This is a genomic window from Nocardia sp. NPDC004260 (assembly GCF_053603155.1).
Genome location: NZ_JBSGEZ010000063.1, coordinates 14,924 through 30,204, shown reverse-complemented (window position 1 = coordinate 30,204; position 15,281 = coordinate 14,924). Strand labels below are relative to the sequence as shown.

At 68.2% G+C, this 15,281-nt stretch carries 20 protein-coding genes; 3 read left to right on the top strand and 17 right to left on the bottom strand.

Going from position 1 to position 15,281, the window contains the following annotated elements:
* Window positions 1-140: 140 nt before the first annotated feature.
* The 11 genes from rpsQ to rpsJ are packed head-to-tail and all read right to left on the bottom strand — an operon-like array spanning window position 141 to window position 5,390.
* Window positions 141-413: a 30S ribosomal protein S17 gene (gene rpsQ / locus ACWEO7_RS29260; RefSeq protein WP_355076029.1), complete on the bottom strand. Its 273-nt coding sequence runs from the start codon at window positions 411-413 to the stop codon at window positions 141-143.
* A complete protein-coding gene (gene rpmC, locus ACWEO7_RS29255) occupies window positions 410-649 on the bottom strand; it encodes a 50S ribosomal protein L29 (protein WP_040864843.1) in 240 nt (79 codons plus the stop codon). Before rpmC ends, rpsQ begins: the two co-directional genes overlap by 4 nt.
* Complete coding sequence (gene rplP / locus ACWEO7_RS29250; RefSeq protein WP_040864842.1) at window positions 649-1,065, bottom strand: 50S ribosomal protein L16; 417 nt, start codon at window positions 1,063-1,065, stop codon at window positions 649-651. Before rplP ends, rpmC begins: the two co-directional genes overlap by 1 nt.
* Window positions 1,066-1,068: 3 nt before the next feature.
* Window positions 1,069-1,863, bottom strand: coding sequence for a 30S ribosomal protein S3 (gene rpsC, locus ACWEO7_RS29245; RefSeq protein ID WP_039795445.1), 795 nt, complete (start codon window positions 1,861-1,863; stop codon window positions 1,069-1,071).
* Window positions 1,864-2,268 carry a 50S ribosomal protein L22 gene (rplV, locus tag ACWEO7_RS29240; RefSeq protein ID WP_039795443.1) on the bottom strand — a complete coding sequence of 135 codons (405 nt, stop codon included), beginning with the start codon at window positions 2,266-2,268 and terminating at the stop codon, window positions 1,864-1,866.
* Window positions 2,265-2,546: a 30S ribosomal protein S19 gene (gene rpsS / locus ACWEO7_RS29235; protein WP_014981659.1), complete on the bottom strand. Its 282-nt coding sequence runs from the start codon at window positions 2,544-2,546 to the stop codon at window positions 2,265-2,267. Before rpsS ends, rplV begins: the two co-directional genes overlap by 4 nt.
* A gap of 15 nt (window positions 2,547-2,561) precedes the next feature.
* On the bottom strand, window positions 2,562-3,398 hold the full coding sequence (rplB, locus tag ACWEO7_RS29230) for a 50S ribosomal protein L2 (protein WP_039795441.1): 837 nt from the start codon (window positions 3,396-3,398) through the stop codon (window positions 2,562-2,564).
* A 33-nt stretch (window positions 3,399-3,431) separates the two neighbouring features.
* On the bottom strand, window positions 3,432-3,737 hold the full coding sequence (gene rplW / locus ACWEO7_RS29225) for a 50S ribosomal protein L23 (protein ID WP_011207266.1): 306 nt from the start codon (window positions 3,735-3,737) through the stop codon (window positions 3,432-3,434).
* A complete protein-coding gene (gene rplD / locus ACWEO7_RS29220; protein ID WP_039795438.1) occupies window positions 3,734-4,408 on the bottom strand; it encodes a 50S ribosomal protein L4 in 675 nt (224 codons plus the stop codon). Before rplD ends, rplW begins: the two co-directional genes overlap by 4 nt.
* Entirely contained in the window at window positions 4,405-5,070 is a 666-nt protein-coding gene (gene rplC, locus ACWEO7_RS29215; protein WP_355076024.1) for a 50S ribosomal protein L3, read from the bottom strand. Before rplC ends, rplD begins: the two co-directional genes overlap by 4 nt.
* A gap of 14 nt (window positions 5,071-5,084) precedes the next feature.
* Entirely contained in the window at window positions 5,085-5,390 is a 306-nt protein-coding gene (gene rpsJ / locus ACWEO7_RS29210; RefSeq protein WP_003938093.1) for a 30S ribosomal protein S10, read from the bottom strand.
* A gap of 433 nt (window positions 5,391-5,823) precedes the next feature.
* On the opposite strand from rpsJ, the gene ACWEO7_RS29205 reads away from it, so the two are divergent.
* Window positions 5,824-6,300 carry a hotdog fold domain-containing protein gene (locus ACWEO7_RS29205; protein WP_355076022.1) on the top strand — a complete coding sequence of 159 codons (477 nt, stop codon included), beginning with the start codon at window positions 5,824-5,826 and terminating at the stop codon, window positions 6,298-6,300.
* Here ACWEO7_RS29205 and ACWEO7_RS29200 read toward each other — a convergent pair.
* Genes ACWEO7_RS29200 through ACWEO7_RS29190 form a run of 3 tightly spaced genes read right to left on the bottom strand, consistent with a single transcriptional unit; the run spans window position 6,287 to window position 9,026 of the window.
* Window positions 6,287-7,024, bottom strand: coding sequence for an ATP-binding cassette domain-containing protein (locus tag ACWEO7_RS29200; protein ID WP_452427947.1), 738 nt, complete (start codon window positions 7,022-7,024; stop codon window positions 6,287-6,289). The two genes, ACWEO7_RS29205 and ACWEO7_RS29200, sit on opposite strands and share 14 nt — an antisense overlap.
* A 42-nt stretch (window positions 7,025-7,066) precedes the next feature.
* Window positions 7,067-8,002 (bottom strand): esterase/lipase family protein, encoded by a 936-nt coding sequence (locus tag ACWEO7_RS29195; protein WP_452427945.1) that lies wholly within the window; start codon window positions 8,000-8,002, stop codon window positions 7,067-7,069.
* Between the two features lie 16 nt (window positions 8,003-8,018).
* Window positions 8,019-9,026, bottom strand: a complete 1,008-nt coding sequence (locus ACWEO7_RS29190) for an alpha/beta hydrolase (protein ID WP_452427944.1) — start codon at window positions 9,024-9,026, stop codon at window positions 8,019-8,021.
* A 231-nt stretch (window positions 9,027-9,257) separates the two neighbouring features.
* Here ACWEO7_RS29190 and ACWEO7_RS29185 point away from each other — a divergent pair, with 231 nt between their 5' ends.
* Window positions 9,258-10,454, top strand: a complete 1,197-nt coding sequence (locus tag ACWEO7_RS29185) for a lycopene cyclase family protein (RefSeq protein ID WP_452427942.1) — start codon at window positions 9,258-9,260, stop codon at window positions 10,452-10,454.
* A 31-nt stretch (window positions 10,455-10,485) separates the two neighbouring features.
* Here the strand turns inward: ACWEO7_RS29185 and ACWEO7_RS29180 are convergent, their stop codons facing one another.
* From ACWEO7_RS29180 to ACWEO7_RS29170, 3 genes are read right to left on the bottom strand one after another with little or no spacing between them, the layout of a single operon-like run.
* The gene (locus ACWEO7_RS29180) at window positions 10,486-11,364 is read right to left on the bottom strand and encodes an ABC transporter permease (RefSeq protein WP_452427940.1); all 879 of its coding nucleotides are present in this window, start codon (window positions 11,362-11,364) and stop codon (window positions 10,486-10,488) included.
* The gene (locus ACWEO7_RS29175; protein ID WP_355076316.1) at window positions 11,361-12,146 is read right to left on the bottom strand and encodes an ABC transporter permease; all 786 of its coding nucleotides are present in this window, start codon (window positions 12,144-12,146) and stop codon (window positions 11,361-11,363) included. Before ACWEO7_RS29175 ends, ACWEO7_RS29180 begins: the two co-directional genes overlap by 4 nt.
* A gap of 35 nt (window positions 12,147-12,181) precedes the next feature.
* Entirely contained in the window at window positions 12,182-13,165 is a 984-nt protein-coding gene (locus ACWEO7_RS29170) for an ATP-binding cassette domain-containing protein (RefSeq protein WP_355076010.1), read from the bottom strand.
* 365 nt (window positions 13,166-13,530) lie between these two features.
* Here ACWEO7_RS29170 and ACWEO7_RS29165 point away from each other — a divergent pair, with 365 nt between their 5' ends.
* The gene (locus ACWEO7_RS29165; RefSeq protein WP_452427975.1) at window positions 13,531-15,057 is read left to right on the top strand and encodes an aldehyde dehydrogenase family protein; all 1,527 of its coding nucleotides are present in this window, start codon (window positions 13,531-13,533) and stop codon (window positions 15,055-15,057) included.
* The last annotated feature ends 224 nt before the right edge of the window (window positions 15,058-15,281 follow it).

The window sequence follows — 15,281 nt, the reverse complement described above, 5'->3', positions numbered from 1 at the left end:
GCTCGATCGCCACCCGCAACACGACAGTACCCATGCAGGATGGACGGCAAGGGAATTCCTCGGACGCGCCCGGATACGGCGAAGGCCCGCCTCCGAGAACAGGAAGCGGGCCTTCGGGTTTCACGCCGTGCCGGAGAGGCCTACTTGGCCTTCTCCAGGACCTCGACCAGACGCCAGCGCTTGGTGGCCGACAGCGGACGGGTCTCCATCAGCTGAACGCGGTCGCCGATGCCTGCGACCTCGTTCTCGTCGTGCGCCTTCACCTTCGAGGTGGTGCGAATGATCTTGCCGTAGAGCGGGTGCCGGTTGCGGTCTTCCAGCTCCACGACGATCGTCTTGTTCATCTTGTCCGAGACAACGTAGCCGACCCGCACCTTGCGGGTGCCGCGCTGCCCTTCTGCTTTGTCGCTCATGCGGCATCTCCCTTGCCAGCGGGTCCGGTGGCCAGACCGAGCTCGCGCTCACGCATGACCGTGTAGATGCGCGCGATCTCGTGACGGACGACGCGCAGACGACGGTTGTTGTCCAGCTGACCCGTCGCCATCTGGAAGCGCAGGTTGAACAGCTCTTCCTTGGAGTCGCGCAGCTTGGCCACCAACTCCTCTTCGGTGAGCTCGCGGAGCTCTGCGGCCGGTGTTCCGGTAGCCATCAGAACTGCTCCTCCCTGGTCACGATCCTGCACTTCATCGGGAGCTTGTGCATCGCGCGGCGCAGGGCCTCACGAGCGGTCTCCTCGTTCGGGTAGCTCATCTCGAACATCACGCGACCGGGCTTGACGTTCGCGACCCACCACTCCGGCGAACCCTTACCGGAACCCATGCGGGTCTCGGCGGGCTTCTTGGTCAGCGGGCGATCCGGGTAGATGTTGATCCAGATCTTGCCGCCACGGCGGATATGGCGAGTCATCGCGATACGCGCCGACTCGATCTGCCGGTTGGTGACGTACGCCGGCTCCAGCGCCTGGATGCCGAACTCGCCGAACGCCACCGAGGTACCGCCCTTGGCCATACCGGAACGGCCCGGGTGGTGCTGCTTGCGGTGCTTCACCTTGCGAGGCATCAGCATGCGTCAGCCCTCCTGTGTCTCTGCCGGGGCGTCGGCCACCGCGGTGGCGGCGCGCCCGGCCTCGGTGCTGGTCGCGGTGGTGCCGGTGGAACCGGACCGACGCGGGCGGCTCGGCCGCTCCCGGCGCGGACGCTCGGGCGCGGCGGCAGCGGCGGCCAGCTCACGCTTGCCACCGACGATGTCGCCCTTGTAGATCCAGACCTTCACGCCGATGCGACCGAAGGTGGTCCTGGCCTCATAGAGGCCGTAGTCGACGTCGGCGCGCAGCGTGTGCAGCGGCACCCGACCCTCGCGGTAGAACTCCGAGCGCGACATTTCGGCGCCGCCGAGGCGGCCCGAGCACTGCACACGGATGCCCTTGACGTTCGGCGAACGCATGGCCGACTGGATGGCCTTGCGCATCGCGCGACGGAACGCCACACGGTTGGACAGCTGCTCGGCGACGGCCTGAGCGACCAGCTGCGCATCCGACTCGGGGTTCTTCACCTCGAGGATGTTCAGCTGCACCTGCTTGCCGGTCAGCTTCTCCAGCTCGGCGCGGATGCGGTCGGCCTCGGCACCGCGGCGGCCGATCACGATGCCCGGACGCGCGGTGTGGATGTCCACGCGCACGCGGTCACGGGTGCGCTCGATCTCGACCTTGGAGATGCCCGCCCGCTCCATGCCGGTGGCCAGCAGCTTGCGGATCGCGACGTCTTCCTTCACGTAGTCCGCGTACTGCTTGTCCGCGTACCAACGTGACTTCCAGTCGGTGGTGATACCGAGGCGGAAGCCGTGGGGGTTGATCTTCTGTCCCATTTACTTTGCCCCTCCCTTCCGGCGGTTACGAGTGGCTCCACCGGCGGTGGGGATGCTCTCGACCTCGATGGTGATGTGGCTGGTGCGCTTGCGGATGCGGAACGCACGGCCCTGGGCACGCGGCTGGAACCGCTTCAGGGTGGCACCCTCGTCGACATAGGCCGTCGAGATGACCAGCGTGGCCGGGTTCAGGCCGAGGTTGTTCTCGGCGTTGGCCGCGGCGCTCGCGACGACCTTGGCGACCGGCTCGCTCGCGGCCTGGGGCGCGAACTTCAGCAGGGCGAGGGCGTCCTCGACGCGCTTGCCGCGGACCAGGTCCACGACACGGCGTGCCTTCATCGGGGTCACGCGAACGTGCTTGGCGGTCGCGCGCGCAGTCGGGTTCTGAGTCTCAGTCGTCGTCATCGCCGCTTGCTCTTCCGGTCTTCCTTGACGTGGCTCTTGAACGTCCTGGTCGGCGCGAACTCACCGAGCTTGTGCCCGACCATGTTGTCCGAGATGAACACCGGCACGTGCTTGCGGCCGTCGTGCACCGCGAACGTGTGACCGATGAAATCGGGGATGATGGTCGAACGACGCGACCAGGTCTTGATGACCTGCTTGGTGCCCTTCTCGTTCTGCACGTCCACCTTCGCGAGGAGGTGGTCGTCGACGAACGGGCCTTTCTTGAGGCTGCGTGGCATTTCTTACCTCCTCCTTCAGCGCTTCTTGCCGGTCTTGCGACGGCGGACGATGAGCTTGTCGCTCGGACGGTTGGGCTTGCGGGTGCGGCCTTCCGGCTGACCCCAGGGCGAGACCGGGTGGCGACCACCGGAGGTCTTGCCCTCACCACCACCATGCGGGTGGTCGACCGGGTTCATGACGACACCACGGACCGTGGGGCGGCGGCCCTTCCAGCGCATGCGGCCTGCCTTGCCCCAGTTGATGTTCGACTGCTCGGCGTTGCCGACCTCGCCGACGGTGGCGCGGCAGCGCACGTCGACGCGACGGATCTCACCGGAGGGCATACGCAGCGTGGCGTAGGGGCCTTCCTTACCCAGCAGCTGGATGCTCATGCCTGCCGAGCGGGCCAGCTTGGCGCCGCCGCCCGGACGCAGCTCCACCGCGTGGATGGTGGTACCGGTCGGGATGTTGCGCAGCGGCAGGTTGTTGCCCGGCTTGATGTCGGCCGTCGGGCCGGACTCGATGCGGGTGCCCTGCGTCACGCCCTTGGGGGCGATGATGTAGCGCTTCTCGCCGTCCACGAAGTGCAGCAGCGCGATGTTCGCGGTGCGGTTCGGGTCGTACTCGATGTGCGCGACCTTGGCCGGGATCCCGTCCTTGTCCAGACGACGGAAGTCGATCAGACGGTAGGCGCGCTTGTGCCCGCCACCGCGGTGCCGGGTGGTGATCCGGCCGTGGGCGTTGCGGCCGCCGGACTTGGTCAGCGGGCGCAGCAGCGACTTCTCCGGGGTCGACCGGGTGATCTCGGCGAAGTCCGAGACGCTGGAGCCGCGGCGGCCCGGCGTAGTCGGCTTGTACTTACGGATTGCCATGAGTTCTTCTCTGCTTTCTGGATTCCCGAGCGCTTACGCGACCGGGCCTCCGAAGATCTCGATGGGCTTGCTGTCGGCCGAGATGGTCACGAGCGCGCGCTTGGTGTTCTTGCGCTTGCCGTAACCGAAGCGGGTCCGCTTGCGCTTGCCCTGACGGTTGGCGGTGTTGACGCTGGTCACCTTCACACCGAAGACCTTCTCCACGGCGATCTTGATCTGCGTCTTGTTCGAGTCCGGGTGCACCAGGAAGGTGTAGGTGCCTTCCTCGATCAGTCCGTAGGACTTCTCGGAGATGACCGGCGCCAGCAGAATGTCGCGGGGGTCGGCGATGGTGGTCACTTGCTCTCCTCCTGTGCAGCCTCGGCCGGGCCGTGCACGAACGCGTTGAGCGCCTCGACGCTGAACACCACGTCGTCGCTGTTGAGCACGTCGTAGGTGTTGAGCTGGTCCGGGGCGATCGGGTGCACGTTCTGCAGGTTCGCCACGCTCTTCCACGCGGCGACGTCCTCGCGGCCGACCACGACCAGGAGCTTCTTGCGGTCCGACAGCTCGGCCAGGAAGCTCTTGGCGGTCTTGGTGGACGGGGTCTGGCCCGCCACCAGTTCGGTGATCACGTGGATGCGCTCGTTGCGCGCCCGGTCGGACAGGGCGCCACGCAGGGCGGCGACCTTCATCTTCTTGGGCAGGCGCTGGGTGTAGTCGCGCGGCTGCGGGCCGTGCACGGTGCCACCGCCGGTGAACTGCGGCGCGCGGGTCGAACCCTGGCGGGCGCGACCGGTGCCCTTCTGCCGGTACGGCTTCTTGCCGCCGCCGGAGACCTGGCCACGGGTCTTGGTCGCGTGCGTGCCCTGGCGGGCCGCGGCCTGCTGGGCCACGACGACCTGGTGCATCAGCGCGATGTTGGCGGTCACGTCGAAGATCTCCGCGGGGAGGTCGACGGTGCCGTTGGTCTTGCCGCCGATCTCCTTGACCGGCAACGTCAGGTTGGCCTTCTTCTCGAGGCTCGTCATGCGTGCGCACCACCCTTCACGGCGCTCTTGACGATCACGACGCCGCCCTTGCGACCCGGGATCGCTCCCTTGATCAGCAGCAGGCCGTTCTCGGCGTCGACCTTGTGCACCGACAGGTTCTGCGTGGTGACGCGGTCGTTACCCATCCGGCCCGACATGCGCATGCCCTTGAACACGCGGCCGGGGGTGGCGCAGCCACCGATCGAACCCGGACGGCGGTGCACGGCCTGCGCACCGTGCGAGGCGCCCTGGCCACGGAAGCCGTGGCGCTTCATGGTGCCCGCGAAGCCCTTGCCCTTGCTGGTGCCGGTGACGTCGACGTAGCTGCCCTCTTCGAACACCTCGGCGCTGATCTCCTGGCCGACCTCGAAGGTGGAGGCGTCCGCGACGCGGATCTCGGCGACGTGGCGGCGCGGCGTGACACCGGCCTTGGTGAACTGGCCGGAGACCGGCTTGGTCACCTTGCGCGGATCGATGGCGCCGAAGGCGACCTGAACGGCGCTGTAGCCGTCGCGCTCCACGGTGCGGATCTGGGTGACGACGTTCGGCCCGGCCTTGATGACGGTCACGGGAACGACGCGGTTGTTGTCGTCGAAGACCTGGGTCATGCCGAGCTTGGTGCCCAGGATGCCGGCGGCCGGCCTGTTCTTGTTGTCAGTCATGTCTCGAGTCCCCGTCACTGAATGTTGACGTCGACGCTGGCCGGCAGGTCGATGCGCATGAGCGCGTCCACCGTCTTCGGCGTCGGGTCGAGGATGTCGATAAGGCGCTTGTGCGTGCGCATCTCGAAGTGCTCGCGCGAGTCCTTGTACTTGTGCGGCGAACGGATGACGCAGTACACGTTCTTCTCGGTCGGCAACGGCACCGGGCCGACGACGCGTGCCCCGGTGCGGGTCACCGTCTCCACGATCTTGCGCGCCGATGCGTCGATCGCCTCGTGGTCATAGGCCTTGAGCCTGATGCGGATCTTTTGTCCCGCCACGCTAAGTGTCCTTTTCTCCGCTTTCCTCGTGGTCCGGAAGCCCGGCTATACCAGTCCTCTGGACCACCCTCATTTGCACAGCCCGAACACACGAAGACGTCTCAGTGGAGACCCTGACCGGGCACGCCCGATCCTCGCCGCTGTTCATCTGTCATGGTTCTCCGGTACACGCGGTCGGGCGTGTCGCCCGTCCGCTCATTCCTCGGCCTCGGATCGCAATGCATCTCAGGCCTGGAACACTGTCCCGGACGTACCCACGCCAGAAACCCGGCGAGGTACTCGATGGGGTACTGCTCGCCCCGCCCGACCAGCTGTTTCACCTGGAAACAGACACGGCCCGGTGCAGGGCAACCCGAACAGTATGCACGACCCCCGCGAGTCACTTCAAATCGGTGGGGCTGGCCACGAACTTACTATTGAGTAAGATACGCCCATGGCAAAAGAGACCGTGACCTATCGCGGCTGGAAAAAGCTGCCGGACAACCGGCTGGGGCATGCCCTGTTCTCGCTCGGGATGGTGGCGCGGGTGCCCTACTTCGGCACCGTATTGCCGAACGTGGTCCGGCTCGAACCGGGGTTGTGCGAGGTCACGTCGCCGAAGTGGTTCGGTATCCACAACCACCTCGGCACCTTCCACGCGATCGCGGCGTGCAATCTGGCCGAGGTCGCGATGGGCATGCTCAGCGAGGCGACCGTGCCCGCGACGCACCGATGGATCCCCAAGGCGATGAACGTGCGATATCTGGCGAAAGCCGAGACCGGGCTGCGGGCCGTCGCGAAGCTGGCCGAGATCCCCGACTTCGCGAGCATCACCGAGGGGCGCGAGCTGGTGGTGCCGGTGTCGATCTACGACAAGCACGGCCTGGAAGTGGTGCACGCGGACATCACCACCTGGGTCACACCGAAGTAGCCGGCCTCCGCGATTCGCGCGCGTCCGGTCCCGCGAAAGCTGTCCGTGGTTCGCCCGGGGCCGGGACCGCTGCGTCGCCCGCGACGAGTCGCCCCTGATCGAGGTGCAGGATGTTCTCCGCGCATCCGGCGAGATCGTCTGCGAGACAAGCCGAGACGACGATCGTCATGTCCTGGCGCGCGAGAGCCCGCAGCATTCCGGCCAGATAGCGACGCCCGTTCTGGTCCAAGTCGGCCATCGGGTTGTCCAGTACGAGTGCCGTCGTACCCGCGGCCAGCGCTCTGGCCAGGCCGAGCCACTTCTTATCACTCCGGGACAGACGGAGAACGGGCGTGCAAGCGGAGTCCGCCAAACGCGCGAGATGTATTGCCCGATCGACCAGTTCATCGGCCGCGTCCGCGCTGTGGCCCGCGATCTTCGCGGAGAACCGCACGACCTCCGCGACCGACCATGTCTCGCTGCTCTCGTATACGTCGGGGACCCAGCCGACCCGGGAGCGGACCACCCATGGCTCTGCGCTCGGATCCGCGTCCTCAACGCGGAGCCACCCCCGGTGTGGCCGCAACCGACCGGCGAGCATCGACAACAGCGTCGTCTTGCCCGCGCCGTTCGGCCCGACGACCGCGGTGACCCGGCCCGCGGGGGCGCGGAAGGTCACGTCGTCGATCACCGCGACTCCGGCGAATTCGCGGCGCAGCCCGCTACAAGTAATGCCGAGACTCACCGAGGTTCTCCATCTTCGTGATCCGCTCCGGCCAGGATGCGTTCAGCAGGGCAACGTTCGCCGATCCCCGGCGAGCGCGGAGAGAACGGCGGCGGTGGCGCGTGGGTCTTCCAGCATGCCGCTGTGATCGGCCGCGTCGGCAGGACATCCGTCCTGCAGCCACACGTTGCGGTCGGCTGGGTCGGGCGCGGCGAGCAGGGCGGTGTCCTGCGGCGTGATCACCTGGTCGGCGCGGGAGGCGATGGCCGAATACCGGAGACCGGGCACGGTCTCGCCTCCCGCGTTCAGCCGGTTCAGCAGCGGTGACCCGACCACCTGCTGCTGGCCCGGAGTCCCGAAGACCTGGGCCGCGATCTGCGCGTCGCCCAGGCCGAGCGCGGCCAGGTCCGGATAGCTGCCGCGCAACCCGGCCCAGGTCGAGCCGCGATACGGCGTGCCGAGAGTCACCACTTGGGACACCGCCTCCGCGCCGCGGGCGCGCAGATACTGCCGGATCACGGTGCCGCCGGTGGAGTGTCCGACCAGCGCCACCCGGCTCGCGCCCGTCGTCTCCCGCACCGACCGCACGACTTCGGCGAGCTCGCCCGCCATTCGATCGATATCGGCCACGCCGTAGACGGCACGCCCGAGCAGTGCGGCGCCGATCGGCCCGATGCCGGTGGAGCTGGAGCCGGTCTGCCCGCTCACCGCGTCGACGACACCCGGCGCGGCGCCGAGATTCGCGGCGAACACGCAATGCCCCTCGGCCCGGATGGCAGGCGCGAGCTGGGGGAAGCTGCGGCCGATATCGGTGCCCGAGCCGTGCACGAGCACCACCGGCTCCGGTCGCGCCGGTGTGGTCAGGCAAGACCAGTCGTTGGCGCCGTCCAGCGCCGGTGTCTCCGGGACGGCGGCCGCGGTCGGCGCATGGCACACCGCCACACAGGCAGCGGCCATCATGCGGCCGACGACGCGCGCGGCCCGAGTGCGAACAGTCATTTCGAATTCCCGCGGATCAGATTCCCAATGGAGCGGCCAGCGTCGGCCACGAATCCTTCAGCGCGTCCTCCCAATAGCCCCAGGAATGGGTGCCTTCCGGGCGGAAGTTGTATCGCGCGGGGATTCCGAGGCCCTCCAGCCGGTCTTTCATGTTGTGCGAGCAGTAATTGGTTGCCGCTTCGATCACACCGCCGACGACGAGCTGATTCGCGAAACCCCACGGACCGTTCAGCGAATATTTCCCGCCGTATCGGTCGTAGACGCCGGGCATGCCATTTCCACTGGCGATGTAGATGGATTTTCCACGCAATCCCTCCGCCTGGACGTAAGGATCATTGGCCACCCATTGCGGGTCGCCCGCGGGCCCCCACATGTTGTCCAGTTCCGCGAGACCCCATTCCTCGACGGTCAGCCGGACGAACTCGCGGCCGACCGGATCGCTGGTCTGCGCGCAACCGCTGTAAGCGGCGACGCCGGAGTACAGGTCACCCGTGGTGGCGGCGAGTGCGAGCGTCGTGGTCCCCGACATCGAGAACCCCGCGAGGGCATTGCGCCCGCTGGTCCCGAGATACGAGTCGATCAGTGGAGGCAGTTCGCGGCTCAGGAAGGTCCGCCACTTCTGGCGCCCCAACCTGGCGTCGTCCTTCTCCCAGTCCGCGTAGTAGCTGAACATGCCGCCGATCGGCGTGACCGCGTGCACGTTCTTGTCCGCGAGGAATTGCATCGCGTCGGTCTTCGTGGCCCAGGTGGAGCCGTCGATGCCACCGGCCGCGCCGAGCAGCAGATACAGCACCGGCCGGGGAACGCTGGTGTCCGCGGCGCGCTGCACTTCCACCGGAATATCGAGATCCATGGCGGCGGAATGCACCGTCAATGTCAGGTTCCGCGCATTGTGCTCCTGCACGGAAACAATAGAAGACTCCGCGGGCGCGGCCTGAGCCTGCACCGAAACCATTGCCGATGCGGCCGCGGCGCCGGCGACGACCGCCGACAGCAGCAACCGGCGGAGGTGGCTCCCTCTCATCACTCCCCTATCCCGAATCCCGGAACGCCTCGCGTTCCGAGCTCAGGCTATGGTCTGTCCCGAGCCGATTCACGACTGAAGTTGCTGGGCCACCGATTCTGGGGGCATGCCCGTGCACCGGAATTCGCGCCGTTTCGAACCGATCCGATTCCGAAATAGCTAGACCCGAATTCCTTGGGCGCAGGCGTGGAATAGTTGCGCTTCCGTCGGCCCACCGGATTGAATGCCCCTATGGGTGTCAGCGCGGACCGGGAAGTCGATGTGTGCGTGGTCGGGCTCGGTCCCACCGGACGGGCGCTCGCGCACCGCGCCATGATCGCGGGGCTGTCGGTGACCGCGATCGACCCCCGCCCCGAACGGCTGTGGCCGCCCACCTTCGCCTGCTGGGTGGACGAGCTGCCGAAATGGCTGCCGTCCACGGCTGTCGCGACGACCATCCCGGCGCCCAGAGTGTGGACGAAGACCGAGCATCGCATCGACCGTCCCTACTGCGTGCTGTCCAAACCGGGCCTGCGCGCGGCGCTACCGCTCGATGACGCCACCGTCCTCGCGGGCCGCGCCACGCGGGTGGACGCGCACGAGGTCGAACTCGCCGACGGCACGACGCACCGGGCGGCGGCGGTGTTCGACACCCGTGGGTTGCCCCCACTGGGACGCCGCCGCGGGGCGAGCGCGCACGGCATCTTCGTCGACGCCGAGACGGCCGCGCCGATGATCGCCGAAGGCGAGGGCCTGCTGCTGGACTGGCGACCGGAGAACGGCGCGGGCCCGGACGAGCCGCCGTCGTTCCTCTACGCGGTGCCGCTCGGCGACGGCACGGTGATCTTCGAGGAGACCAGTCTCGGCCTCCAGGGCGGCATGCCGCAGCACGAACTGCGCAAGCGCACACTCGCGCGCCTCGCCGCGCACGGCATCCGGCTCACCGGCGACGAACCGAGCGAGGCGGCGCACTATCCACTCGACCAGCCGCCGCCACGCACCGGCAAGGCGCGCGCGATTCCGTTCGGCTCGCGTGGCGGCATGATGCACCCGTGCACCGGGTACAGCGTCGCCGGCTCACTCGCGCTGGTCGACACCGCGATCACCGCGCTGCGGGAAGGCCGCGACCCCATCGCCGCGCTGTGGCCGCCGCGCGCACGGCTGGTGTATCGGATGCGGATGCGCGGCCTCTACGGCCTCGGCAGACTCACCACCGAGCAGTCCATCGCCATGTTCGACGCGTTCTTCAGCGCTACCCCGCGTGGTCAGCGCGCCCTACTGTCCGCGCACGACGACTACACGGCGCTGGGCGCGGTGCTGTTCGGCACGGTCGCGCACACCTGGCCGTTCCGCTGGCGCTACGACCTGGTCGGCTGGGCCCATCGGAACCGCTGGCTGGACTACGGGTTCGCCGAACCGCGCGAAGACGCCGAACGCCGGGTCCGATGATCGGAACCCGGCGCACGGCGACGGCTGGTGGCTAGGGCCCCGTTTCCGCGGCCCGCCGGTATCCCCTGATCGCCGGGTAGGCGAAGACGACGATCATCCCGAGCGTCCAGGCGAGCGTCTCGAGCAGCGGGTCGGCGACCGCACCGCCGTAGGACAACCCGCGCATCGCATCGATCGCGCAACTCATCGGCTGATGCGCCACCACGTCCTGCAACCAGATCGGGTAGGCGAAAACCGGAACGAAACCCGAGTTGAAGAACATCAGCAAGGTGCTGATCATGCCGACGATGTTCACCAGCATCACGCCCTCGGACACGGTGGCCAGCGCGGTGACCAGGACGGCGAACGCCACCCCGAACAGCACCGGGATGCCGATCAACGCCAGCGCCGCGACCGGTCCCTGCTCGAATCGGAAGCCGAGCAGCAGGCCGACCGCGACGACGAACACCGTGGTCACCAGGACACGGATCGCCTCGGCGAGCAGCCGCCCGGTGAATCCGGCCGCACGGTGCACCGGCATCGTCCAGAACCGGCCGAGCAGTCCGGTCATCTTCTCGGTCTTGAAGCCGAGGGCGCTGACCACCGCGCCGGACATCGCCGCGACCAACGTCAACAACGGGACCGTGCCGTACACGGCGGGCATGCCGGTGGCCCCGGAGACGGGCTTGTTCAGCACGATGTAGAACATCACCAAGGTGAGCGCGGGATACACCAGCGTCTGGATGGTCGTCGCCGGATCACGCGCCCAGACCAGCAGCAGCCGCTTGCACTGGATCAGGCTCTGCACCACCCAGGTGACCAGCGAGCCTTCCGGCCTCGTCCGGACGACGGGCAGGGGTTCGGCCGGGCGTCCCTCGAACACCTCGGTCTGCGGCGCGGTGCGCTCCACGGTCGATTCCACCGAACTCATGACCGCCTCACACTCGCCCAGATCGCCAACGGGGTGAACACCGCCGCCAGCCCGATCAACCACACCAGCGGAACCCACAGCACGTGCCAGGTCACGCCGTCGGCCGCCATGTCGCGCAGCGCGAAGGAGAACTGGGAGATCGGCTGATTGCGCACGAACGGGCGAATCCACTCCGGGAAGTTGCGTTCCGGCACGAACCCGCAGGAGAGCATGCCGAAGATCAGCGTCGGCAGCGTCAGCGCCTGACTCAGCGACTCCGGGCTCTTGGTCAGACTGCCGAGCCCGTCGGCGCCGACCGCGAGCACCGTGCCGACCGCGAGGGAGAACGCGCAGAACAGCACGGCCTGCCCGACGCCGGCGACGAAACGGAAACCGATCAGGTACCCGAACAGCACCGCGGCGGTGAGCGAGGTCACCGACCGGACCAGCCCGGCGCAGATGCGCGAGGTGAACGGCACCAGCGTGCCGATCGGCATGGTCTGCAGTCGGGTACTCAGGCCGGTCATCGCCTCGAACGCGGCCAGCTGCGCGTTCGACATCATGGTGAAGGCCATGGTCTGCAACACGATGATCGGCATGACGTACTGGGCGTAGTCGACGCCCTGGATCTTCATCACGTAGCGCAACGGCAGATAGAAACCGAGGGTGAAGATCAGCGGCGTGACCGCGGCGACGATCAGCTCGCCCTTGGTCGCCATGGTGCGGACGATGCGGCCGGTCAGCGCGCGCCACTGCGCGAACGACGACAGCCGCGCCGCGGGCAACTCGGCGAACAGCGTCACCTCGGCCTCGGTGTGCTCCGGGGCGGTCGCAGCGGTCACGCTCGCCCGCCCGAGTGGCCGGTGATGGACAGGAACACGTCGTCGAGCGAGGGGCGGCGCAGCGCGATGTCGGCCAGCTCGACACCGGCGCTGTCGAGCCTGCGCAGCGCCTCGGTCAGCGTGGCGGCGCCTTCCGGCGCCGGGATGGACAGCCGGTCGCCGCCGTCGATGTCGGCCAGCACCGCGGGCGGCACCAGATCGCCCAGGGCGTACGCGGCGGTGCGCAGTTTCTTCTGATCCAGCGGGACGACCTCGCAGTAGCTGCCGCCGGTCTTCTCCTTGAGTTCGTCGGCGGTGCCCTCGGCGATCACCGTGCCCTTGTCGATCACGATGATGTTGTCGCTGAGCACGTCGGCTTCCTCCAGGTACTGCGTGGTCAGCAGCACCGTGATGCCCTGCGTCTTCAGCGCGGTCACCAGGTCCCAGACGCCCTGCCTGCTGCGCGGGTCCAGGCCCGTGGTCGGCTCGTCCAGGAACACCACCTCGGGACGCACCACCAGCCCGCAGGCGATGTCCACGCGGCGGCGCATGCCGCCCGAGTAGTGGCGCACGGCTCGGCGGCCCGCGCTCACCAGATCGAATTCCTCGAGCAGGGTGTCGGCGCGCTTGCGGGCCGTGGACTTGCCCAGGCCCATCAGTCTGCCGAACAGCTCGAGGTTCTCCCGGCCGGAGAGGTTCTCGTCCAGCGCCGCGTACTGGCCGGTCATCATGATCGAGCGGCGCACGCCCGCCGGGTCCTTCGACACGTCGTACCCGGCCACGACGGCGGTGCCGGAGTCGGCACGCAGCAGCGTGGAGAGGACCTTCACCATCGTCGTCTTGCCCGCGCCGTTCGGCCCGAGGATGCCGAGGACGGAAGCGCGTTCGGCGACGAAGCTGACGCCCTGCAGTGCGTGCACATCGCCGAACGACTTGCGAACGTCCGTTACCCGGACCGCAGGCTCACTCGCATGCGAATCCGCTTGGTTGGAACTCGGCATCAACTCTCCACTATCGGCCGGTACGGCGACCAGGTCGCCCGAGCGCAGGCGCACGCTCGGATTGGTGATCCGTCGCGCTCGGCGTGATGTTACCGGCCCGATCGCCCGGGCTGCCGCGTCGCGTGAGGTACCCGCACCAGCGTGCGCCCATTGTGTCCTTACTCACATTTTCCGCTGCCCGTTCGCCGTGCGAAGAATCGGCGCTGGTGAGCGCGATCCGATCCGAACGCCGAGGCCGCGGCCGAGCCTTGTCGGCCCGCTGCGCGAGACCATAGTCTGCTTTGCGGGGGAAAACACTCACTCGTCCGCGGATGTGGCCCCGCTGAGCGGTCCGCACGCCGGTTTCGACACTGCGAGAGGTGATCATGGCCGAGTCCGCGCAGTCACGGTTGGCGGCGCGTCCGGGAGGAACGGGCCGAACGAACGTCCTCACGTCCTATGACCCGCGCACCGGCGAGGTCGTCGGCAACTACGCCATGATGAGCGCGGGCGAACTGAATCGCGCCGTGCGCGCCGCTCGCTCCGCCGAAAAATGGTGGGCCGAACTCGGATTCAGCAGCCGGAAGCGGTGGCTGCTGGACTGGAAACGCGAGATCGCCCGGCGCTCGGGCGAATTGGTCGCCCTGCTGTGCGAGGAGACCGGGAAGCCGGTAGCCGACGCCGCGATCGAGGTGATGCTCGCGGTAGAGAACCTGGACTGGGCCGCGCGCAACGCGGGCCGCGCGCTGGACCGGCGGCGCATCGGTTCCAACTGGCTCACCCGCAATCAGCGGGCCTCCGTCGGGTATCTGCCGCTGGGCGTCGTCGGCGTGCTCGGCCCGTGGAACAACCCGGTGTTCACCCCGATGGGTTCGATCGCCTACGCGATGGCGGCGGGCAACGCGGTGGTGTTCAAGCCGCACGAGCTGACCACCGGCGTCGGCGTGTGGCTGGCCGACAGCTGGTCCCGGCTCGCACCGAACCAGCCGGTGCTGCAAGTGGTTACGGGAGACAAGGCCACCGGCACCGCGCTGTGCCGCGCGAAAGTCGACAAGATCGCCTACGCGGGCTCCGAAGCCGGTGCGCGTGAGGTGATCTCGGTCTGCGCGCAGACCATGACGCCGGTCGTCGTGGAACGCAGCGGCAAGGGCAGCATGGTCGTGCACGTCGACGCGAAACTCGACGACGCCGCCGAGGCCGCCGTGTTCGGCGCGATGGCCAACGCCGGGCAGAACGCCACCGGCATCCAACGGGCCTACGTCGCCCAATCCGTCTACGACCGCTTCCTGGAGTTGGTCGTGGCTCAGGCCCGCAAGCTGCGGCCGGGCGCGGACCGGAAGGCGTCCTACGGCCCGATGATCATGGAGTCCCAGATCGACGTGGTGCGCAGGCAGGTGCGCGACGCGGTGGCCCGCGGCGGCCGCGCGGTCGTCGGCGGGCTGGACTCCATCCGCGATCCCTACATCGAGCCGATCGTGCTGGCCGAGGTGCCGGAGGAGAGCATCGCCATCACGGGCGAGGGCATCGGCCCGGTACTCATCGTGAACAAGGTGGCGAGCATGGACGAGGCCGCCGAGCGGATCAACGCGGTGGGCACCGACGTCGCGGTGTCGGTGTTCACCAGGGACGTGCACGAGATCGAGGCGTTCGCCGAGCAACTGCGCGCCGGGGTGGTGACCATCAACTCCTCGACCGCGTACGCGGGCATTCCCGCGCTGCCTTTCGGCGGTGTGGGCGAATACGGCCAGGGCCACAGCCACGGCGACCAGGGACTACGAGAGTTCAGCCGGACCCTGGCCATCACCCGCAAGCGGTATCAGGCGCCGGTGAATCTGTCCACGTTCGATCGGTCCCCGCGCCATCTCCGCCTGGCCAGAACGATCTTCCGGATCCGGCACGGCCGCCGCCCCTGAGCGGCGCGCCCACGCGTACCTCCGCCTTCGCTGCGGCCATGCGCAGGCGGATGACGGACGTTGTCCGGCTGCGCCTCCTGTGCGTACCTCCGCCTTCGCTGCGGCCATGCGCGGGCTGATGACGGACGCTGTCCGGCTGCGCCTCCTGTGCGTACCTCCGCCTTCGCTGCGGCCATGCGCAGGCTGATGACGGACGCTGTCCGGCTGCGCCTCCTGTGCGTACC